General features: G+C 70.5%; 21 protein-coding genes. 12 read left to right on the top strand and 9 right to left on the bottom strand.

The features are described 5' to 3' along the window. Positions 1-52: 52 nt before the first annotated feature. The 5 genes from manA to LL648_RS24985 all read left to right on the top strand — a co-directional run bounded on the left by manA (position 53) and on the right by LL648_RS24985 (position 4956). Positions 53-1267 (top strand): mannose-6-phosphate isomerase, class I, encoded by a 1215-nt coding sequence (gene manA, locus LL648_RS25005; protein WP_232665139.1) that lies wholly within the window; start codon positions 53-55, stop codon positions 1265-1267. An 83-nt stretch (positions 1268-1350) separates the two neighbouring features. Next, positions 1351-2271 (top strand): cation diffusion facilitator family transporter, encoded by a 921-nt coding sequence (locus LL648_RS25000; RefSeq protein WP_232665138.1) that lies wholly within the window; start codon positions 1351-1353, stop codon positions 2269-2271. A 62-nt stretch (positions 2272-2333) separates the two neighbouring features. Beyond that, positions 2334-3830 carry an amino acid permease gene (locus LL648_RS24995; RefSeq protein WP_232665137.1) on the top strand — a complete coding sequence of 499 codons (1497 nt, stop codon included), beginning with the start codon at positions 2334-2336 and terminating at the stop codon, positions 3828-3830. Between the two features lie 44 nt (positions 3831-3874). Then, entirely contained in the window at positions 3875-4183 is a 309-nt protein-coding gene (locus tag LL648_RS24990; RefSeq protein WP_232665163.1) for an ArsR/SmtB family transcription factor, read from the top strand. Beyond that, entirely contained in the window at positions 4183-4956 is a 774-nt protein-coding gene (locus LL648_RS24985) for an SRPBCC family protein (RefSeq protein ID WP_232665136.1), read from the top strand. The genes LL648_RS24990 and LL648_RS24985 overlap by 1 nt, the downstream gene beginning before the upstream one ends. 71 nt (positions 4957-5027) lie before the next feature. On the opposite strand, the gene LL648_RS24980 is transcribed toward LL648_RS24985, so the two are convergent. From LL648_RS24980 to LL648_RS24970, 3 genes are all read right to left on the bottom strand, one after another. Next, complete coding sequence (locus LL648_RS24980; protein WP_232665135.1) at positions 5028-5636, bottom strand: hypothetical protein; 609 nt, start codon at positions 5634-5636, stop codon at positions 5028-5030. Beyond that, on the bottom strand, positions 5633-6322 hold the full coding sequence (locus LL648_RS24975; protein ID WP_232665134.1) for a maleylpyruvate isomerase N-terminal domain-containing protein: 690 nt from the start codon (positions 6320-6322) through the stop codon (positions 5633-5635). The genes LL648_RS24980 and LL648_RS24975 overlap by 4 nt, the downstream gene beginning before the upstream one ends. 115 nt (positions 6323-6437) lie before the next feature. After that, positions 6438-8075 carry a long-chain fatty acid--CoA ligase gene (locus LL648_RS24970; RefSeq protein WP_232665133.1) on the bottom strand — a complete coding sequence of 546 codons (1638 nt, stop codon included), beginning with the start codon at positions 8073-8075 and terminating at the stop codon, positions 6438-6440. A gap of 133 nt (positions 8076-8208) precedes the next feature. Between LL648_RS24970 and LL648_RS24965 the strand changes: the two genes are divergently transcribed. After that, entirely contained in the window at positions 8209-9504 is a 1296-nt protein-coding gene (locus tag LL648_RS24965) for a glutamate mutase L (protein WP_232665132.1), read from the top strand. Here LL648_RS24965 and LL648_RS24960 read toward each other — a convergent pair. Genes LL648_RS24960 through LL648_RS24945 form a run of 4 tightly spaced genes read right to left on the bottom strand, consistent with a single transcriptional unit; the run spans position 9478 to position 11505 of the window. After that, positions 9478-9975, bottom strand: a complete 498-nt coding sequence (locus LL648_RS24960) for a hypothetical protein (RefSeq protein WP_232665131.1) — start codon at positions 9973-9975, stop codon at positions 9478-9480. The genes LL648_RS24965 and LL648_RS24960 overlap by 27 nt on opposite strands. After that, positions 9972-10502, bottom strand: a complete 531-nt coding sequence (locus tag LL648_RS24955; RefSeq protein ID WP_232665130.1) for an RNA polymerase sigma factor — start codon at positions 10500-10502, stop codon at positions 9972-9974. The genes LL648_RS24960 and LL648_RS24955 overlap by 4 nt, the downstream gene beginning before the upstream one ends. Then, positions 10499-11095: a class F sortase gene (locus LL648_RS24950; protein ID WP_232665129.1), complete on the bottom strand. Its 597-nt coding sequence runs from the start codon at positions 11093-11095 to the stop codon at positions 10499-10501. The genes LL648_RS24955 and LL648_RS24950 overlap by 4 nt, the downstream gene beginning before the upstream one ends. Positions 11096-11097: 2 nt before the next feature. Beyond that, positions 11098-11505, bottom strand: coding sequence for a hypothetical protein (locus LL648_RS24945; protein ID WP_232665128.1), 408 nt, complete (start codon positions 11503-11505; stop codon positions 11098-11100). Between the two features lie 411 nt (positions 11506-11916). Here LL648_RS24945 and ahcY point away from each other — a divergent pair, with 411 nt between their 5' ends. Then, positions 11917-13431, top strand: a complete 1515-nt coding sequence (gene ahcY / locus LL648_RS24940; RefSeq protein WP_232665127.1) for an adenosylhomocysteinase — start codon at positions 11917-11919, stop codon at positions 13429-13431. 50 nt (positions 13432-13481) lie between these two features. Here the strand turns inward: ahcY and deoC are convergent, their stop codons facing one another. Together deoC and LL648_RS24930 are read right to left on the bottom strand one after the other, a co-directional pair. After that, positions 13482-14159 (bottom strand): deoxyribose-phosphate aldolase, encoded by a 678-nt coding sequence (deoC, locus tag LL648_RS24935; protein WP_232665126.1) that lies wholly within the window; start codon positions 14157-14159, stop codon positions 13482-13484. A 14-nt stretch (positions 14160-14173) separates the two neighbouring features. Further along, positions 14174-14896 (bottom strand): GntR family transcriptional regulator, encoded by a 723-nt coding sequence (locus tag LL648_RS24930; protein ID WP_232665125.1) that lies wholly within the window; start codon positions 14894-14896, stop codon positions 14174-14176. A 127-nt stretch (positions 14897-15023) separates the two neighbouring features. Between LL648_RS24930 and LL648_RS24925 the strand changes: the two genes are divergently transcribed. From LL648_RS24925 to LL648_RS24905, 5 genes are all read left to right on the top strand, one after another. Further along, positions 15024-15632, top strand: a complete 609-nt coding sequence (locus tag LL648_RS24925; protein ID WP_232665124.1) for a TetR/AcrR family transcriptional regulator — start codon at positions 15024-15026, stop codon at positions 15630-15632. A gap of 86 nt (positions 15633-15718) precedes the next feature. Continuing rightward, positions 15719-16786 (top strand): ABC transporter substrate-binding protein, encoded by a 1068-nt coding sequence (locus LL648_RS24920; protein ID WP_232665123.1) that lies wholly within the window; start codon positions 15719-15721, stop codon positions 16784-16786. Then, on the top strand, positions 16783-17700 hold the full coding sequence (locus LL648_RS45370) for an ABC transporter permease (RefSeq protein WP_232665122.1): 918 nt from the start codon (positions 16783-16785) through the stop codon (positions 17698-17700). Before LL648_RS24920 ends, LL648_RS45370 begins: the two co-directional genes overlap by 4 nt. Continuing rightward, positions 17697-18542, top strand: a complete 846-nt coding sequence (locus LL648_RS24910; protein WP_232665121.1) for an ABC transporter permease — start codon at positions 17697-17699, stop codon at positions 18540-18542. Before LL648_RS45370 ends, LL648_RS24910 begins: the two co-directional genes overlap by 4 nt. 24 nt (positions 18543-18566) lie before the next feature. Further along, entirely contained in the window at positions 18567-19685 is a 1119-nt protein-coding gene (locus tag LL648_RS24905; RefSeq protein ID WP_232665120.1) for an ABC transporter ATP-binding protein, read from the top strand. The last annotated feature ends 39 nt before the right edge of the window (positions 19686-19724 follow it).

Raw genomic sequence — 19724 nt, 5'->3', positions numbered from 1 at the left:
GTCGGAGGAGTTCCGGCCGCGACGTCGATTTGCGAGGAGCGCGGACACCATCGTGGAGCTTCTGGAGAACCCGGTGCGGCCGTACGCGTGGGGGTCGCGCACCGTGATCGCCGGGCTGCTGGGGGCCGAGGTGCCGTCCCCGCACCCGGAGGCCGAGCTGTGGTTGGGCGCCCACCCGGCCGACCCCTCGAAGCTCGTGCACGCCGACGGGCGGCGCACGTCGCTGCTCGAGGCCGTCCGCGCCGACCCTGCCGGCCTGCTCGGCGCGCAGCGGGCGGAGCGCTGGGAGGCGACGCTCCCGTTCCTGCTCAAGGTGCTCGCCGCCGACGAGCCGCTCTCCTTGCAGGCGCACCCGAGCATCGAGCAGGCTCGCGCCGGGTTCGCGAAGGAGGACGCCGCGGGGATCCCGCGTGACGCGGCCGACCGCAACTACCGCGACGCCAACCACAAGCCCGAGCTGATCTGCGCCCTCACCGAGTTCCACGCGCTCGTCGGCTTCCGCGACCCCTCCGCGACCGTCGCGCTGCTCAAGGCGCTCGCCGTCCCGGAGCTGGCAGGGCACGCCGAGTTGCTCGCCGCGCAACCCGATCCGGACGGGCTGCGGGCGCTGTTCACCACGTGGATCACGCTGCCGCAGTCGATGCTCGACACGCTCGTGCCGGCGCTGCAGGCCGGGTGCGTGCGGCTGGCCGGTGCCGACGGCGAGTTCCGCGCCGACATCCGCACGATCCTGGAGCTCTCGGAGCGCTATCCGGGCGATGCGGGTGTGCTGGCGGCGCTGCTGCTCAACCGGGTGACGTTGCAGCCGGGTGAGGCCGTCTTCCTGCCCGCCGGCAACCTGCACGCCTACCTGACCGGCGCCGGGGTCGAGCTGATGGCGAACTCCGACAACGTCCTGCGCGGCGGGCTCACCCCGAAGCACGTCGACGTCGCCGAGCTGCTCAAGGTGCTGGACTTCGACGCGCCGGCGCCGCCCGTGATCACCGGCACCCCGGACGGCCCCTGGGCCCGCTACGACGTTCCCGTGCAGGAGTTCCTGCTGCGCAGGCTCGACGCCGAGCAGCCGGATCCAGCCGGCGTCCCGGTGCCGGACGGCGGTCCGCGGATCCTGCTGTGCACGGCGGGCGCCGCGTGCGTCCGCGCCGGTGGGCGCGAGATCGACCTGGTCCGCGGCGCGTCGGTGTGGCTCTCCGCGCAGGACGCGGACGTGGCCGTGGCGTGCAGGGAAGCGGGGACGCAGCTCTTCCTGGCCGGCGACGGGCTCTGACCACCGCCTGCTCCGCGGGCTCGATGTCCGGTTCGCACGGAGGGTCTGTTCAGGGCGCTCCTGGCAGCCGCTAGGGTCGCCCCGTGTCTGCGCATGGTGGGACGAAGGCGATCATTGCGGCGTTGCTGGCGAACGCGGGTATCGCGATCGCCAAGTTCATCGGCTATCTGATCACGGGGTCGTCGTCGATGCTCGCCGAGTCGGTGCACTCGCTGGCCGACACGTCGAACCAGGCCCTGCTGCTGCTCGGTGGGCAGCGGGCCAAGCGGGCGGCGACGCAGGAGCACCCCTTCGGCTACGGGCGCGACCGCTACTTCTACTCGTTCGTCGTTGCGCTGCTGCTGTTCACTCTCGGCTCGGTGTTCGCCCTCTACGAGGGCATCCACAAGCTCGAGTCGCACGAGCCGCTCGACTCGCCGCTGGTCGCCGTGGCCATCCTGGTGATCGCGATCGGGCTCGAGTCGTACTCGTTCCGCACGGCCATCGTCGAGTCGCGACCGCTCAAGGGCGACGGCACGTGGTGGCAGTTCATCCGCCAGTCGAAGGTGCCCGAGCTGCCCGTCGTCCTGCTGGAGGACCTGGGCGCGCTCGTCGGGCTGGTACTCGCGCTGCTGGGCGTCGGCCTCGCGATGATCACCGGTGACCCGGTCTTCGACGCGTTCGGCACCATCGCCATCGGCATCCTGCTCGGCATCATCGCGGTCATCCTGATCATCGAGATGAAGAGCCTCCTGATCGGCGAAGGTGTGACGCCGCCGGTGCTCACGACGATCATCAAGGGCCTGGAGAGCGGCCCGGTGCAGAAGGTCCTGCACATCCGGACGCAGTACATCGGCCCCGACGAGCTGCTCGTCGCCGCGAAGATCGCGCTGACGCCGGGGCTGCCCGTCGAGCAGGTCGCCGCCGCGATCGACGCCGCCGAGGCGCAGGTGCGGGCCGCGGTGCCGGAGGCCCGGTTGATCTACCTGGAGCCGGATCTCGACCGGACGCCCGCCACTGCGTAACCAATTCATCACCTTCGCGACACCCATCGCGTGGCGTCCTGCAGCTGGGTAAGTTACCGGCCATGACGCTCCGTGACAGATCGCAGGGGATCATGCGCACGAAGTCGGTGGAGCAGTCCATCGCCGACACCGACGAGCCGGAGCACAAGCTCCGACGGGATCTCGGGACGTGGGACCTCATCGTCTTCGGGGTCGCGGTCGTCATCGGGGCGGGCATCTTCACGCTGGCCGCGACGACCGCCGGCAACGTCGCGGGGCCGTCGGTGTCGCTGGCGTTCGTGCTGGCGGCGATCGCCTGCGGGCTCGCCGCGCTCTGCTACGCCGAGTTCGCGTCGACCGTGCCGGTCGCGGGCAGCGCCTACACGTTCTCCTACGCGACCTTCGGCGAGTTCATCGCCTGGATCGTCGGCTGGGACCTCGTGCTGGAGTTCGCGGTCGCGTCCGCCGTCGTCGGGAAGGGCTGGTCCTCGTACCTGGCCACGGTGTTCGAGCTGGCCGGGCTGCCGATCGAGACGTCGATCCCGCTCGGCTGGTTCAGCTTCGACTGGGGCGCTTTGCTGCTGATCGTGGCGCTGATGGTGCTGCTCGCCCTCGGCACGAAGCTCTCCAGCCGCGTCAACTTCGTCATCACCGCGATCAAGGTCGCGATCGTGCTGCTGGTGGTCGTCGTCGGCATCGCCTACATCAACACCGCGAACTACACGCCGTTCATCCCGCCGGCGGCGGAGGCCGGCGGTGATGCGGGTTCGGTGTGGACGCAGTCGCTGTTCTCGGTGATCGGCGGCGGGTCGAGCAGCATCTACGGCATCTACGGCCTGCTCGCGGCGGCGTCGCTCGTGTTCTTCGCGTTCATCGGGTTCGACGTGGTCGCGACGACGGCGGAGGAGACGAAGGACCCGCAGCGCTCGCTCCCGCGCGGCATCCTCGGCTCGCTCGCGATCGTCACCGTCCTCTACGTCGCCGTCGCGCTGGTGCTCACCGGCATGGTCAGCTACACCGATCTGCAGACCTCCGGCGACGAACAACGCGCGACGCTGGCCACCGCGTTCCAGCAGGTCGGGGTGAACTGGGCGGCCGCGGTGATCGCGGTCGGTGCGCTGGCGGGCCTCACGACCGTCGTGATGGTGCTGATGCTCGGCCAGGTCCGGGTGCTCTTCGCGATGTCGCGCGACGGGCTGCTCCCGCGGGGGCTGTCCGTCACCGGGTCGCGCGGGACGCCGGTGCGGGCGACGATGCTGGTCGGCGGCGTGATCGGGGTCGTCGCGACGTTCTTCCCGGCCGGTGCGCTGGAGGAGATGGTCAACATCGGGACGCTCTTCGCGTTCGTGCTGGTGTCGGTCGGGGTGGTGATCCTGCGCAGGACGCGTCCCGATCTGCCGCGCGGGTTCCGCACGCCGCTGGTGCCGCTGGTGCCGATCCTCGCGGTGCTGGCCTGCCTCTGGCTGATGATCAACCTGTCCGTCGAGACCTGGCTGCGGTTCATCATCTGGATGGTGCTCGGCCTGGTCGTCTACGCGTTCTACGGCCGGACGCACTCGCGGCTCGCGCAACGCAAGTAGATCTGCTTGCGGTTATATAGCCGAATCGGTATGTTCGTTTTGTGATGTTCGAGGTGCTCGCAGAGCCGACCCGCCGCCGGATCCTCGACCTGCTGAGGGAACGCCCTCGGCTGGTCGGGGAGCTGACCGACGAGCTCGGCCTGAGCCAGCCCGGCACGTCGAAGCACCTGCGCGTCCTGCGCGACGCCGGTGTCGTCAGGGTGCGGGCCGAGGCGCAACGCCGCTGGTACGAGCTCGTCCCCGAACCGCTCGCCGAGATCGACGCGTGGATCGCGCCGTACCGGTGGATGTGGGCCGACCGCTTCGACGCCCTCGAACGTCACCTCGACGCGACCACCGATGAGGAGACGTGATGGACCGGCTCGACGCGACAGGCGCCCGCAGCGCCCTGCACATGGAGCGCTCGCTCAAGCACCACCCCGACCGGGTGTGGCGGGCCATCAGCGAGCCGGCGCGGATGGCCGACTGGTTCCCCGGCATCGAGACCGTCGACCTCCGCCTCGGTGGCACGATGAACTTCGGCGACGGCGAGGAAGGGATCATCACCGATCTGGACGCGCCGCGCCTGATCGCCTACACGTGGGGCGGCGACCACCTGCGGTGGGAGATCGTCCCCGACGGTGAGGGCAGCAAGCTCGTGCTCGTACACACCTTCGCCGACAAGGCGGGCGCGGCCAGCTTCGCGTCGGGGTGGCACACCTGCTTCACCGAGCTCGACCGCTCGATCGCCGGGCTCCCGCCAACGGAGCACGGCATCGACATCAACGCGCTGCACGAGGAGTACCTCAACCTGTTCGGCCTCGACACCGCAACCACCGCGGAACCGGACGGCGCCGGGTGGCGCGTGCGGTACGAGCGGCAGCTGGTCAGGAAGGCCGACGAGGTGTGGGCGGCGCTCGACAGCGCGTCGCCGTGGCCGGCTGCCGGACCGGTCGACGTCCGGGAGGAACCGGCCGTGCTGGAGCACGACGTCCCCGACGGGCGCGTGCGGTGGGAGCTCAAGGACGGCACGGGGCACGGCACGCGGCTCGTCGTCAGCTGGACCGGCGCCGATGAAGCAGCCCGCGACACGGCGCTCGCGACCGCACCACGGCACGTCGAGGCGCTCCTCGCCCGTCTGGGCTGAGTGGCCGGGCAGGCGCCGCCGAGCGGGTCACCTTCGTGAGTAGCGGGTGCTGACGGCTGCCGCCACAGCCCTCACCACCCGCTACCGGGGAGCACCACGACGCTGCCGGCGTCGTGCGACTGCGCCGGGGCGCCGTCGACGTGGACGTCGGCGCGCGCCCTGGTGCCTTCCGCCGCGAAGTGCACGTCCTCCTGCCGCGCCCACCGTTCCCAGTGCGGCCGGTAGCTCTCGCCGTCGCGTTCGATCCCGCGCCGGAACCGTTCCGCCCGCGGCGCCTCGATCCAGATCAGCATGACGGCGAAGCCCGCGACCGCCCGCGCACCGGACCCGACACCTTCGACGACGAGCACGGGCGGCCGCCCGAGGTCGTGGTGCTCGGCGTACTCGCCGAGCACCCAGTCGTAGCGCCGGTACCCGGCGGCCTCGCCGGCGACGAGCGGCATCACGACCCGCCGGCACAGCTCGGGAACGGCATCGACGAGGCCGTCCCAACCGGGGTAGATGTCGTCCATGTGCAGCACCGGCGGATCGCCGAGCGCGGCGGCGAACCGCGCGGCGAGCTCCGTCTTCCCGGAGCCGGACGGCCCGTCGATGCAGACCAGCCTGGTCGCACCGCAGCGCGGCCGCGCCACCAGCACCCGTTCGGCCAGCGCCGACAGCGCGATGACCTCGGCCGTCACCCCAGCAACGGCAGCCGCCCGGCCGCCGGCCCGAGCTCCCTGCGCTCCCGGCCGCCCGGCGGCACCCGGCCCGTCCCGACCAACGCCCACCGCTCGTCCGACCACTCCGGCGGCGTGCTGTGTCCGAGCAATCCGTCCAGCGTCTCCCTGACCAGCGCGAGCGGCTCCGGTCGCGGCCCCGGCCGGTTCATGTCGACCACCAGGTCGAGGTGGTGCACGGCCGCCTCCACCGCCAGCGTCGTGATCAGGTCCTCGACCCGCAACACGTGGTCCTGCGTCGCGACGAGCGCGTCGGGCGACGCCCGGTCGGCCAGGGTGACCACCGCCCGGGTCGTCTCGGCGAACGTCCGCGCCAGGGGCGCCAGCGCCCACGCGCTCGCGATGATCCGCTGCGCGCGCAGCTCCGTCGAGTCGTCGTCGCGCCCGCCCGGCACGTCGGTCCAGTAGGTCACGAAGTCCCGGTCGGCAGGCCCCGCCGCGGGAGTGCCCAGCGCCACCAGCGCCCGCTGCGCATCACCCAACACGTGCAGGACGAGGTCGCGCACCACCCAGCCGGCACATCGGGTCGGACGCCACGAGTCGGGCTCGTCGATCGACATCGCGATCGTCGTCAGATCGGAGTACGCGATGCGCAAGGCGGCCAGCGCAGGGCTCAGCGGCGCCGGGGTCCCCTGCCGGTGCGTCATCGAAAAGGCTGGTGCGAGTCGTGCGGTTGTCATGACCTGCCGTCGTCGGTCGTGCTGTGGCCGTCGAACCTCTCACGGCGAGCCCCACGCGGGCACGAGGCGCGCCGGTCGGCGATCAGTGCTCGATCGGTCCGGCGACCTGGTAACCGCCGAACTTCTCGCGCAGCGTCTTCTTCGAGAACTTGCCGACGCTCGTCTTCGGCACCTCCTCGATGAACTCGACGGCGTCGGGCAGCCACCACTTCGCGACCCGCGGCCGCAGGAACTCGATCACCTCGTCGGCCGTGAGCGTCTCGCCCGGCGCGACGACGACACACGCGAGCGGCCGCTCCACCCACTTCTCGTGCGGGATCGCGATCACCGCCGCCTCCGCGACCTTCGGGTGCGCCATGATCTCGTTCTCCAGCTCGACCGAGCCGATCCACTCGCCACCGGACTTGATGAGGTCCTTCGTCCGGTCGACGAGCCGCACGAACCCGGTGCTGTCGATCGACGCGACGTCACCGGTCCGCAGCCAGCCGTCCGAGGTGAACTGCGCGCCCCCACCCTCGCCGCGGTAGTACTCCGCCGCGATCCACGGCCCGGCCGCCTGGATCTCGCCGGTCGCGGTGTCGTCCCACGGCTGCGCCTCCCCCGAGCCGGGATCGACGAGCCGCAGGTCCACGAGCGGCACCGCCTGCCCCTGCCGGGCCCTGACGTCGGCCCGCTCGGCCTCGGACATCGAGTCGTGGTGCGACCGGGCGGTCGACATCGTCGCGATCGGGCTCGTCTCCGTCATTCCCCAGGCGTGCAGCATCGGCACACCGATCGCCTCCCGGTAGCTCTCCGAGAGCGACTTCGGCACGGCGGAACCACCGCAGAGGATCGTGCGCAGCGCTGACAGGTCGTGGTCGGCGAGCAGCGGCAGCGCGCCCATCCAAATGGTGGGGACACCGCCCGTGATCGTGACCTTGTGCTTCTCCAGCAAGGAGAGGATCGCCTGCGGGGTCATGTTCGGTCCGGGGAACACGATCGTCGAGCCGGCCATGAGGCACCCGTAGGGCAGCCCCCACGCGTTGGCGTGGAACATCGGGACGACCGGGAGCACGACGTCGCGCTCCGAGAGCGCCGCGCCGTCGGCGATCAGCGAGATCAGCGAATGCAGCACCGCAGAGCGGTGGCTGTAGACGACGCCCTTCGGGTTCCCGGTGGTCCCGGACGTGTAGCACATCGCCGCCGCCGTGTTCTCGTCCTCGACGACGAACCTCCCCTCGAACGGCTCCGCCGCGGCGAGCAGCTCCTCGTAGTCGTGCACACGCGGGTCGTCGGGGATCGCGACGTCGGCGCCGTCGTCGATCACGACGTAGTGCCGCACGGTGTCCAGCTTGTCGACCAGCGGCCAGAGCAGCGGCAACAGCGAGCGATCGACGAAGACGACCTCGTCCTCCGCGTGGTTGGCGATGTAGACGAGCTGCTCGGGGAACAGCCGGATGTTCAGCGTGTGCAGCACCCGCTTCGTGCACGGCGCCGCCAGGTACAGCTCCAGGTGCCGGCCGGTGTTCCAGCAGAACGTGCCGACCCGCCCGTCGGCGCTGATCCCGAGCGTGTCCAGCACCGTCGCCAGCCTGCGCACCCGCTGCGCCCACTGCGAGATCGGCATGGCCGACTCGCCGGTCGCCGTCGCCGTGATGATCGACTTGTGCCCGAAGTACTGCTCCGCGCGGTGGAAGACGTGGGGGAGGGCGAGCGGCCGGTCCTGCATGAGTCCGAGCATCTGTGCTCCTGCGCTGGTTCCGATCCTGGCCTGCTGAGATCAGGCTGTGCCGTGGGTCACCGCACGTTACCGCCGGAACGCGCGGCCGCGCAGCCGACGATTTCACCGGTCGTTGCGGATAGGCTCGGCAACCGTGACGCCCAGCGACCGGTCGGCAGCTGTCTGCCTCGACGTGGGCTCCACCTGGACAAAGGCGGCTCTCGTCCACCCCGACGGGGCGCTCGCGGGGTTCGCCGAGCACATCACCACAACCGGCGACGTGCTCGCCGGCATCGACGCCGCGGTCCGCGCCGTCACCGCCGCCGGCCCGTCCGGCACCGCCGAGGAGCCCGAGGTGCTCGCCTGCTCGTCCGCGGGCGGCGGGCTCCGGCTGGCCGTCGTCGGGACCGAACGGCTGCTCGCCACCGAAGCCGGCCACCGGGTGGCGTGCTCGGCCGGCGCGCACGTCGTCCACGTCCACGCCGGACCGCTCGAACCCGCCGACGTCCGGGCGTTGCGCGGCGCCCGCCCCGGCGTAGTGCTGCTGCTGGGCGGCGCCGACGGCGACAACCCGGCCGCGCTCCTGCACAACGCGGGCCGGCTCGCCAGCGCGCGGATCCGCTATCCCGTGGTGCTCGCCGGCAACTCCGCCGCTCGCGACGACGCGCTGGCGCTGCTCAAATCAACCGGTCGCACCGTCGTGACCTGCGACAATGTCCTCCCCCGGCGAGGAGAGATCACACCGGAACCGGCCAGGGCCGCGCTCGCGGAGCTCTACCGCCGCCACGCGCTCGGCGGGCGCGGACCGTCGATCGCGCCGCGGTTCCGGCGCCTGGTGCGGGTCGCCACCCCCGACGCCGTCGGGCACGCCGCGGCGGAACTCGCCAGGATCCGCGCCGCCGGGGTGCTGCTGGTCGACGTCGGCTGTGCGACGACCGACGTCCACTCCGCAGTCGGCACGGGCGACGGACGCCGGACCGTGGAGGGCGACCTCGGCGTGCGTGCCGCGGCCGGTGGTGTGCTGGTCGGGGCGCAGGCCGAAGGGGTCGTCGACCCCGTCGAGGCCGACCTGCTCGGCCCCACCGTCGAACGCATGGCCGACGAGATCGGGTTCGTCCCCGACGATCCCGGCAGCGCCGCGGAGGACCGCCGGATGGCCGCGCTCGCCGCGGTCGTCGCCGTCCGCAGGCACCTGCGCGTCCACGCGCTCACCGCGGGCGACATCGGGCTCGTCGTGCTCTCGGGTGGTGTGTTCCGGCAGCGCGATCCATGGGGTGGGCTCGCGGCCGTCGAATCGACGCTGCGCAGCGACCCCGTGCTGGCCCCCGTGCTCGACGGCGTTCGGATGGTGATCGACGCCGACTTCACCGTGCCACCCGCCGGGCTGCTCGCCGCACACGGCCGCGGCGCGGCGGCGGAGTCGCTACTGCGTGATCACCTGCTGGGGTGACCTGACCGGGGTCCGCGTGGTCGGCTCGGGAGGAACTCGCGCTGCGGTGGTGCGCACGGGGAACGGGCGCGGCTCGAGGGTCGCCGGCCCGGGTGGCGAGGGCTGATCGGGTGCCGGGCTGGTCGTGGTCGACGGGGTGGGCAGCTGCGTCGGCGCGGGCACCGTCGGCGGAGACGGCGCAGGGGAGGGCAGGACGGGCTGGTGCGGCGCGGTGGTCCGGGGTCCAGTGATTTGGGGCGCGCTCGGCTGCTGGGCGGGCTGCACCCGCGCCGGCCGCGCGGCCAGCACCGTCGTCCCGCCGATGACCAGCACCGCGACGACCGCGGCCGCCGCGACCTTCAGATGCTGCCGGCGGCGCTGCAGCACCTGCTGCCGTGCCCGCACCCCACTGAGCAGCGCGCCCGCCGAGATCCCGCTGTCGAGCGACGGGTCGCGCAGGCTCGCGCGGAGCGCCTCTTCCGCTTCCGTCATCGCCTGCTCCTTTCCCGGTCCATCCCGGCCGTTCGAGGGGTAGCAGTCCGGAGAGCGGCCAGCGCCCTGCGGGCGTGCGACCGCACCGTGCCCTCGCGGCAGCCGAGCAGCTTCGCGATCTCCGCGTCGGGCAGGTCGTGGTAGTAGCGGAGCACCAGCACCGCCCGCTGCACCGGTCGCAACGTGCCCAGCGCCGCAGCGATGTGCTGCCGCTCGACGACCGTCTCGGCGAACCCGGGCGCGATGCCCGCGACGTGCTCGGTCGGGTCCGCCGACACCCGCTCCGACGACGAGAACCGGCGTCGCCACGACAGGAAGTCGTTCAACACCGCCTTGAAGACGTACGCCCGCAGATCGTCGACCAGCCCGACCCGGGGCCACGCCAGCCCCATCCGCGCCAGCACGTCCTGCACGATGTCCTCGGCGCGGTGGTGGTCCATCGTCAGGCGGCGGGCGAACGCCACCAGCTCGGGCCCGTGCGCCAGCACAAAATCCTCGAACGGCGGCGGCGTCCGCGCCCCACTCATGCGTCGTGCGCTCCTGATACCGCCGAAGCGTAGACGATCGCGTTGTCCTCGTAACTGCGTCTGACCTGGTCGAACGACCCTCCGCAGGTGATGAGGCGCAGCCCGGCGTGATCAATGTCGCCGTACACCTCCGCCGTCGGGAACTCGGCCTTCGGCCGGGTCTCCACGCGATCCACCCGGAAACCGACGACGCCGCCGTCGGCACGGGTCACCCGCACCTCGTCGCCGGGCCGCAGCTCGCGCAACCGGTAGAACACCCCCGGCCCCCACCGGGCCGAGTCGACGTGCCCGAGCAGGACAGCGGGCCCCAAGGCCCCCGGCGTCGGCGACTCCTCGTACCAGCCGGCATCGGGCGAGTCGAGCGGCGGCACCTCGACGGTCCCGTCCGGGTTCAGACCGAGCTGCATCACCGAGGCGTGCACACCGATCGAAGGCACGTCGAGCACCGCAGGCGCGGACGTGCCGAGCGTTGTGGCCGGCGGGGCCGCTGTGCCAACCGGCGATGTCGTCGTTGCTGCCGGTGGTGCTGTCGTACAGGCGCCGATGCCGACGCTGACGAGCACGACCGCCAGCAACGTTGCGAACCGGCGCACGTTCAGGGCCGTGACGCCGCCTTGCGACGGCGGGCGACAACCGTGCCCGCTGCGGCCGCCGCCGCGGCGACACCGAGTCCGCCCGCGAGCAGGATGGCGCCGTCGGGGGCCGTCGCGGTGCTGCCACCGCCGGTCTCCGGCGCGCCGGTGGGCAGCTTGCGCACCTGGCTGGGGGTGTCGGGCACAGGCTGCGGCGCGACCGTCACCGGCGGCGCCGCCCGGGTGGCCGAGGTCGTCTGGGGCGCCACCTGCGTCGGTTCCGGAGCCGGGGCCGGCGCCCCGACCTGCGCCGGCGGTGGTGGCGGCGTCGGCTGCGGGCTGGCGAAGGCCATTGCGGGAGCGGCGACCAGCAGCGCAGCCGTCACCACCGCCCCACCGGCGAAGCGGGCGAGCCGTGCACGTGAACGCATGTCCGATCCTTCTCGTCGTGCGGATGTCACCGGTGTGACGCGGTGAACCCAGACCCGCGTTGCGGATGTGACCACCGACACAGCCGACTCGGGGGTCGGGCGCCGGTCGGCTTGACACCCGCCAGTGCCGCTCGGAATGCTTGGGGGGCAATCGCATAGTCGGGGTCGAGGGGCGCTGCGACGGGCTGCATGCCCGCCACGCTCGACCGCCGGGCCATTGCTAAGGGCGCCTCCACTTCTCTAGGAGGCTTGTCCTGTGCCGCCACTGCCGTTCCCGCCATCGGGCCGGGTGCGCCGTGGCCACTTCCCGTGTTCCGAACCGCCACGCGTCGACGGCGATCTCGTCGTGCGCGGGCGGCCAACCGCCGTCGCGGCCCCTGCACGGGCCGCGCGAGGAGGCATTTCCACCCCATGACCGCTACCGCCGACACCGCAACGAGCGACCCGTCAGCCCGGCTGCAGACCCGCAACGGGATCGACTTCGCTGTTGCGGACCTGTCGCTGCACGAGTTCGGCCGCAAGGAGATCCGGCTCGCCGAGCACGAGATGCCCGGCCTGATGGAGCTGCGCCGCGAGTACGCAGAGGCGCGGCCACTGCACGGCGCCCGCATCGCGGGATCGCTGCACATGACCGTCCAGACCGCGGTCCTGATCGAGACGCTCGTCAGCCTCGGCGCGCAGGTGCGCTGGGTGAGCTGCAACATCTTCTCCACGCAGGACCACGCCGCCGCCGCGACCGTGGTCGGCCCGCACGGGACGGAGGAGGAGCCCGCCGGGGTGCCGGTGTTCGCCTGGAAGGGCGAGACCCTGGAGGAGTACTGGTGGTGCACCGAGCAGCTGTTCACCTTCACCGACGAGAACGGTGCCGTCGTCGGCCCGAACATGATCCTCGACGACGGTGGTGACGCCACCCTGCTCGTGCACAAGGGCGTCGAGTTCGAGAAGACCGGCGTCGTCCCGACCGTCGAGGACGACGACCTGACGGTCTCGCACGAGTACCGGATCATCCTCGACACGCTGCGCCGCTCGCTGGCGTCCGACCCGAAGCGGTGGACGACCGTCGCCGAGCCGATCCGCGGCGTCACCGAGGAGACCACCACCGGCGTGCACCGGCTCTACCAGCTGGCCGAGCGCGAGGAGCTGCTGTTCCCCGCGATCAACGTCAACGACTCGGTCACCAAGAGCAAGTTCGACAACACCTACGGCATCCGGCACTCGCTCGTCGACGGGCTCAACCGGGCCACCGACGTCCTCATCGGTGGGAAGGTCGCGCTGGTCTGCGGCTTCGGCGACGTCGGAAAGGGCTCGGCGGCCGCGCTCGCCGGGCAGGGCGCCCGCGTGATCGTGACCGAGGTCGACCCGATCTGCGCGCTGCAGGCACTGCTGCAGGGCTACCAGGTCGCGCGGCTGGACGACGTCGTCGGCATCGCCGACATCATCGTCACCACCACCGGCAACAAGGACATCATCACCGTCGACGCGATGTCGAAGATGAAGCACCAGGCGATCGTCGCCAACGTGGGTCACTTCGACAACGAGATCGACGTCGCCGGACTGGGCCGGGTCGAGGGCATCATCCGGCTCAACATCAAGCCGCAGGTCGACGAGTGGCGCTTCCCGGACGGCCACTCGATCATCCTGCTGTCCGAGGGGCGCCTGATGAACCTCGGCAACGCGACCGGGCACCCGTCGTTCGTGATGAGCAACAGCTTCTCGAACCAGGTGATCGCGCAGGTCGAGCTGTTCACCAAGCACGAGGAGTACGACAAGTCGGTCTACCGGCTGCCGAAGATCCTCGACGAGAAGGTCGCGAAGATCCACGTGCTCGCGCTCGGCGGTGAGCTGACCAAGCTCTCCAAGGACCAGGCCGAGTACATCGGGGTCGACGTGGAAGGGCCGTTCAAGCCCGAGCACTACCGCTACTGACGCACGTCCGACCGTGGGGCCGGCGCTGATGGCGCCGGCCTCGCGGTGCGTCAGGCGGCCTGCCTGGTGGCGAGATCGTCCAGGATCGCGGCGGTCACGGTCGCCCCGAACCGGGTGGCGCCGGCGCTGTGCAGCGCGAGCAGCGTGTCGAGGCTGCGCACGCCGCCAGCGGCCTTGACCTGCACGTGGTCCGAGACGCTCGCCCGCATGAGCGCGACGTCCTCGATCGTCGCGCCGCCACCGGCGAAACCGGTGCTGGTCTTCACGAAGTCCGCCCCCGCCTCATCGGCGGCCCGGCACCCCATGATGATCCCGTCGCGGCAGAGGAAACTGGTCTCCAGGATCACCTTCACGCAGCGCGTTTCGGCAGCGCTGACGACAGCGGCGATGTCGTCGTGGACGTAGAGCTCGTCGGCGTCGCGCAGGCGCCCGATGGGCAGCACCATGTCGATCTCGTCGGCGCCCGCGGCGATCACGTCACGGGTCTCGTCCATCTTGGTCGCGCTGGTGGAGTTGCCGTGCGGGAACCCGACGACGGTGCCGATGAGCACACCGGTGCCCCGCAGCAGCCCGACGGCGACCGGCACGTCGTACGGGCGCACGCAGACCGAGGCGACGGCGTACTGCGCGGCGAGCTCGCAGCCCTGCTTGATGTCGTCCTTCGTGAGCTCAGGACGGAGCAGCGAATGGTCGATCATCTTCGCGACCGTCGCAACCGATGGCAGCATGATGTTTCTCCTGGTCATGATGTGTGCTGGACGTCGAACGTAACTTGCAGGGAGTAGCGGGCCCCGACGTAGCGGCTGATCGTGTACTCGAGCGGGGCGGCGGACTGGTCGACGATCAGGCGGGTCTCGACCAACACCGGTTCCGCCTCGCCGACCGCGAGGGGGACCGCGTCCACCCCCGCAGCATGTGCCGTGATGGTCGACGAGCCCAGCGTCGGGTGCAGGCCGCGGCCGCGCAAGGCTGCGTGCAGCGACCCGTGCTCGAGGTCGACGTCGAGCAGCCCGGCGAGCCCGGAACCGAAACACGCGTGCTCGACGGCGAGCGGGATTCCATCCGCCATGCGCACCCGCACGATCGAGACCACATCCGGTGCCTGGCCCGGCCGGCTCGCGAGCTGCAGTGCGTCGCGCTCCTCGTCGGTTGCGGGCCGGACCGACGCGTCGAGCAATCGCGACGAGGGGGTGCGCCCCCAGCTCCGGACCTGGTCGTGGAAGCTCATCAACGTGCCTGCCGGCCGCGGTGCCGGCCGGTCGCGCGCGAACGTGCCCCGCCCGGGGACCCGCTCGACCAGCCCGTCCGACTCGAGCCGGTTGATCGCCGCCCGCACCGTCATCCGCGCAACCCCGAACTCCGCCGCCAGGGCGGGCTCGGACGGCAGCGGATCGCCCGGGCCGGCATCGGCGAGCCGGGCACGCAGCGCCCGTTCGATGCGCACGTACAGCGGCACCGATCCCATCCTCCACCTCCATAGCTGTCTAGACAGTCTATAGCGTGCATGTTTGCGACGGAAGCTGTCAACCGTGCTGCTGGTCGTGCATCATGCTGATTGACTGGTCGATCAAACACGGTGAACGGGGGATCCGGTGGCACGCACCAGTGTCGAGGCAGAGCGGCGGGAGCAGATCCTCGAGGCCGCCTGTCATGTGCTCTCCGAGATCGGGTTCAGGTCGCTGCGCGTCTCCGACGTCGCAAAGAGAGCACGTACCAGCACCGGCACCGTGCACTACTACTTCGCGACCAAGCGCGACCTGGTCCACGCTGCGTTCGAGTACAACTTCGACCACTCCCTGGGCCGGCGCCGCCCGATCCTCGATGCGCACGAGCACCCCCGCGATCGGCTGCGCGCCTTCGTCGAGTCGTACCTCCCCGCCGACGAGGTCACGATTCGGGCCTGGGCAGTCTGGGTCGAGCTGTGGTGCGAGGCCTTGCACGAGGACGACCTGCAGGAGCTCAACGAACGCGTCTACGGCGAATGGCGGCGCATCATGGCCGGCGTCATCAGGGACGGCCAGGACCAGGGCTGCTTCCGGGAAGGCGATGCCGTAGTGCTCGCCAACTCGCTCATCGGGATGATCGATGGCCTCGCGATGCAGGTGCTCCTGCGCTCACGGAGCATGACCGTCGAGCGTATGCGCGCCGTCTGCGACGCCGCCCTCGAAGGCCTCGAGCGGGAAGTTCGTCACGCCTCGTAGTCGCGTGACCCTTGACACATCCCCCCTCTGGTACGAGTCTCTCCTCCAAACATAACTGACGCACCAGTCAACTTTTGGAGGCGAGCGTGCGCCACACCAGGCACGTTGTCATTGCGGCCATCGCTGCCGCGGGCATGCTCGGCGTCGCCGCATGCGGTGGCGGTGGTGGATCCGCCGGCGCGGCGGGCGAGAAGGAACTCACCGTCGTGATGTGGGGCGGCGAGGACCAGAAGACGCACGTCCGCGACGCCATCGAGCCGTGGGCGAAGCAGAACAACGTCAACCTCAAGCAGGACGAGCCCTCCGACTACGCGAAGTTCCAGACCCAGGTCGAATCCGGCAAGGTCAGCTGGGACCTCGTCGAGGTCGAGCCCCACTTCGCCACGAAGGCCTGCAAGAACGGGTGGGCGGAGAAGCTCGACAAGACGAAGATCGACACGAGCCTGGTGAAGGCCGAGCTGACCGGCGAGTGCGCCGTCCCCGTCCTCGAATACGCCTTCACCATCGGCTACAACTCCGACATCTACAGCGCGGAGAACCACCCCCGCACGTGGGCGGAGTTCTTCGACACCCAGAAGTTCCCCGGCAAGCGCGGCTTCTGGAAGGACGCCACCGGAGCGATCTTCGAAGCCGCCCTGATCGCCGACGGTGTCGCGCCCGACCAGCTCTACCCACTCGACCTCGACCGTGCGTTCCGCAAGCTCGACACGATCAAGCAGGACATCGTCTGGTACGACAGCGGAGCCATGCAGCAGGAGCTGGTCTCCAGCGGTGAGACCCCGCTGATCCAGGCCTGGAACGGGCGGATCTACCGCGCCGCGACCGCAGGTCGCCCGGCCGCGCAGGAGTGGAACCAGCACATCCTGTCCTACGACCAGCTCGTCATCCCCCACGGTTCGGAGAACGCCGCAACCGCGCAGGAGTGGATCGGCTGGTACCTCTCGAACCCCGAAGCGCAGGCCGCCTACTCCAACGACACCGGCTACGGCCCCGTCAGCGACGCGGCGATGCAATACATCAAGCCGGAGGTCGCCGCCGAGCTCCCCAGTAGCACCCAGAACGCCGGCAAGCGCTCCGCGATCATGAACTACGGGTATTGGGAGCAGAACTACGAGGACGTCACCCAGCGACTCGAAGAATGGCGTGCCAGGTGACGGTGCCGTCCACCCGCGAGCGGGTGTCCGCGCACGACGCGGACCCCGCTCCGGCGGCGCCACGCCCACCCCGGCGGGCAGGCGGCCTGCTCGACAGGTGGGGGTCCCTCGTCCTGCCGCTCGTGGCGTTCCTCCTGGTCGTGTTCGTGCTGCCGCTGGCGTTCGTGCTCGCGCAGAGCTTCACCGAACCGGAACCCGGCCTGCAGAACTACACGGACTTCTTCGGTTCGCCCGTCTACCTCGACGTGCTCGCCAACACGTTCCGGATCGCGGGCATGGTCACCGTCGTCACCCTGCTACTGGGCTTCCCCTACGCGTACCTGATGACACTCGCCGGCCCGTTCTGGCGCGGTGTGCTCATGGTCGCGGTGCTGGTGCCGTTCTGGACCAGCCTGCTGATCCGCACCTTCGCGTGGGTGCTGATGCTGAGCGACACCGGCGTCATCAACACCGTGCTGCGGGAAATCGGTCTCATCAGCGAACCCCTGCCGCTCCTGCGCAACCTCACCGGCGTGCTGATCGGCATGTCCCAGGTCATGCTCCCGTTCGCGGTGCTCCCGATGTACGCCACCATGCGCAGCGTCGACAGGCGCCTCGTCCAAGCCGCCGAAGGCCTCGGCGCGACCCCCTTGCAGGCGTTCTGGCGGGTCTACGCTCCGCTCACCGCGCCGGGCGTCGCTGCAGCGACACTGCTCGTGTTCGTCTCCTCCCTAGGTTTCTACGTCACTCCCGCGCTGCTGGGCGGCCCGGGCGACGTCATGATCGGTGAGCTGATCGCGAAGCAGCTCTCCGGAGTGCTGCGGTGGGGATTCGCCTCCGCACTCGCGATCGCCCTCCTCGTCGTCACCGGCCTCCTGCTCGCGCTGGTCGCACGGTTCGTCGACCTCCGCCGGATGCTCGGAGGTGCCCGATGACATCCCGACGGATCGTCAGAGGCCTCCTCGGAGCCCTCGTCGGCCTCACCGCCCTCTACCTCGTCGCACCGGTTTTCATCGTGGTGCCGATGTCGTTCTCGGACAGCCAGTTCCTGAAGTTCCCGCCGACGAGCTGGTCCACCCGCTGGTTCGAGAGCTACTTCGGCGACGACGAATGGATCGCGAGCACGCTGGCCAGCATCCAGATCGGCGTGCTCGTCACGATCGCTTCCGTCGTGCTCGGCACCCTCGCGGCACTCGGCATGGTGCGGGGGAACTACCCGCTCCGCGGAGCGGTCGCCGGCCTCGTGCTCGCCCCGGTGCTGGTGCCCTACGTCATCATCGGCCTGGCCGTCTACGCCATGTTCCTGCAATTCGGACTGACCGAAACCACGCTCGGGTTCGTGCTCATCCACACCGCACTCGCCGTGCCGTACGTGGTGATCAACGTGTCGGCTGCGCTCTTCAGCTTCGATCGGAGGCTGGAGCTGGCGGCGATGAACCTCGGCGCCGGACCGGTGAGCGCGTTCCTGCGCATCACCCTGCCCATCATAGCGCCGAGCATGATCACCGGGGCCCTGTTCGCGTTCATCACCTCGTTCGACGAGGTAGTGACCGCGGTGTTCCTCTCCGGCCCCGACCTCACGACGCTGCCGGCGAAGATGTGGAGCGGCGTCCGCGTGCAGATCGATCCGACCGTCGCCGCAGTGTCGAGCATGTTGCTGCTCGTCACCCTCGCTCTGTTCAGCGGCGCCGGCATCACCCGCTTCGTCCGGTCGCGCAGCGGCGCCCGGCGTAACCCCGGCACGGCCGAGCCAGACACAGTGCGCCAGACACAGTGAGCCAGACACAGTGAGCGAGACACCGTGACCGAAACCATGAACGAGACCATCGCGGCACTGGCCGGAACCGGCGCCTCGATCGACGTGCAGGGCATCAGCAAGCGCTACCGCGACACCACTGCGCTCGACGACGTCAGCCTCCAAGTGAAGGCCGGGGAGTTCATCACGCTGCTCGGCGCGAGCGGATCCGGCAAGTCCACCCTGCTCAACATCATCGCCGGGTTCATCGAACCGACATCGGGCCGCATCGAGGTCGCGGGGAAGGACATCACGACCGTCCCGCCCTACAAGCGCGATCTCGGCATGGTCTTCCAGCACTACGCCCTCTTCCCGCACATGGACGTCTGGGAGAACGTGGCGTTCCCCCTGCGCCGCCGCAAGGTCGCTCGTGCCGAGGTCGAAAGGCAGGTGCGGCAGGCACTCGACGTCGTCGAGCTGGGGCGCCTCGCGAAGCGCCGGCCCTCGGAGCTGTCCGGCGGGCAGCAGCAACGGGTGGCGCTGGCCCGCGCCATCGTGTTCCGCCCACGAGCGCTCCTGATGGACGAGCCGCTCGGCGCACTCGACAAGCGGCTGCGCGAGCAACTTCAGCTGGAGATCAAGCGGCTCCACTCGGAACTCGGCACCACCTTCGTGTTCGTCACCCACGACCAGGAGGAGGCACTCGCGATGTCCGACCGCATCGCGGTGCTCCGCGACGGCGCACTGGTGCAGGTCGGCACCCCCGAAGAGCTCTACGAGCGCCCGTCGAGCCGCTACACCGCGGAGTTCCTCGGCGAATCGAACATCTTCACAGGCCATCACCGCGGAGCGAGGTTCATCGACGCCACCACGAAGGCCGACCTCGCCGTCGGGGAGACGGGTGACTGCGCAGGCGCGCTGGTCCTGCGCCCCGAGCACGCCCACCTCGCCGCACCCGGATCGGATATCCCGATCGGGCACAACGTGCTCAACGGAGTGGTGCGCGATGTCATCTACCTCGGAAGTGGTCTCAGGGTCGAGGTGACGCTCCCTGACGGAAGGGCGATCGTCTCCCGCCCGGCCGCACGTGGCCGGTACACCCCTGAACCGGGCACCGGCGTGCTCGTGCACTGGCACGCCGAACGAGCCCTCGTCGTGCCCGACCACCCGTCCGTCGCGCCATGACCGCGCGTTCCAGCGCCGGGCCACGCCGAACTGCAAGGA

Origin of the sequence: Pseudonocardia sp. TRM90224 (assembly GCF_021245725.1) — a bacterium.
GTDB lineage: Bacteria > Actinomycetota > Actinomycetes > Mycobacteriales > Pseudonocardiaceae > Pseudonocardia.
Note: the sequence above shows the minus strand (reverse complement) of the source record. Positions and strands in the feature narration are given on the sequence as shown.

Excerpts from the sequence above, each read along its gene's own strand:
- LL648_RS24945 (WP_232665128.1), bottom strand. The coding sequence starts at position 11,505 with ATGCGTTCACGTGCACGGCTCGCCCGCTTCGCCGGTGGGGCGGTGGTG.
- LL648_RS24985 (WP_232665136.1), top strand. The coding sequence starts at position 4,183 with ATGGACCGGCTCGACGCGACAGGCGCCCGCAGCGCCCTGCACATGGAG.
- LL648_RS24990 (WP_232665163.1), top strand. The coding sequence starts at position 3,875 with ATGTTCGAGGTGCTCGCAGAGCCGACCCGCCGCCGGATCCTCGACCTG.
- deoC (WP_232665126.1), bottom strand. The coding sequence starts at position 14,159 with ATGCTGCCATCGGTTGCGACGGTCGCGAAGATGATCGACCATTCGCTG.
- LL648_RS24970 (WP_232665133.1), bottom strand. The coding sequence starts at position 8,075 with ATGCTCGGACTCATGCAGGACCGGCCGCTCGCCCTCCCCCACGTCTTC.
- LL648_RS24960 (WP_232665131.1), bottom strand. The coding sequence starts at position 9,975 with ATGACGGAAGCGGAAGAGGCGCTCCGCGCGAGCCTGCGCGACCCGTCG.
- LL648_RS24930 (WP_232665125.1), bottom strand. The coding sequence starts at position 14,896 with ATGGGATCGGTGCCGCTGTACGTGCGCATCGAACGGGCGCTGCGTGCC.
- LL648_RS24955 (WP_232665130.1), bottom strand. The coding sequence starts at position 10,502 with ATGAGTGGGGCGCGGACGCCGCCGCCGTTCGAGGATTTTGTGCTGGCG.
- LL648_RS24975 (WP_232665134.1), bottom strand. The coding sequence starts at position 6,322 with ATGACGCACCGGCAGGGGACCCCGGCGCCGCTGAGCCCTGCGCTGGCC.
- LL648_RS24995 (WP_232665137.1), top strand. The coding sequence starts at position 2,334 with ATGACGCTCCGTGACAGATCGCAGGGGATCATGCGCACGAAGTCGGTG.
- LL648_RS24910 (WP_232665121.1), top strand. The coding sequence starts at position 17,697 with ATGACATCCCGACGGATCGTCAGAGGCCTCCTCGGAGCCCTCGTCGGC.
- ahcY (WP_232665127.1), top strand. The coding sequence starts at position 11,917 with ATGACCGCTACCGCCGACACCGCAACGAGCGACCCGTCAGCCCGGCTG.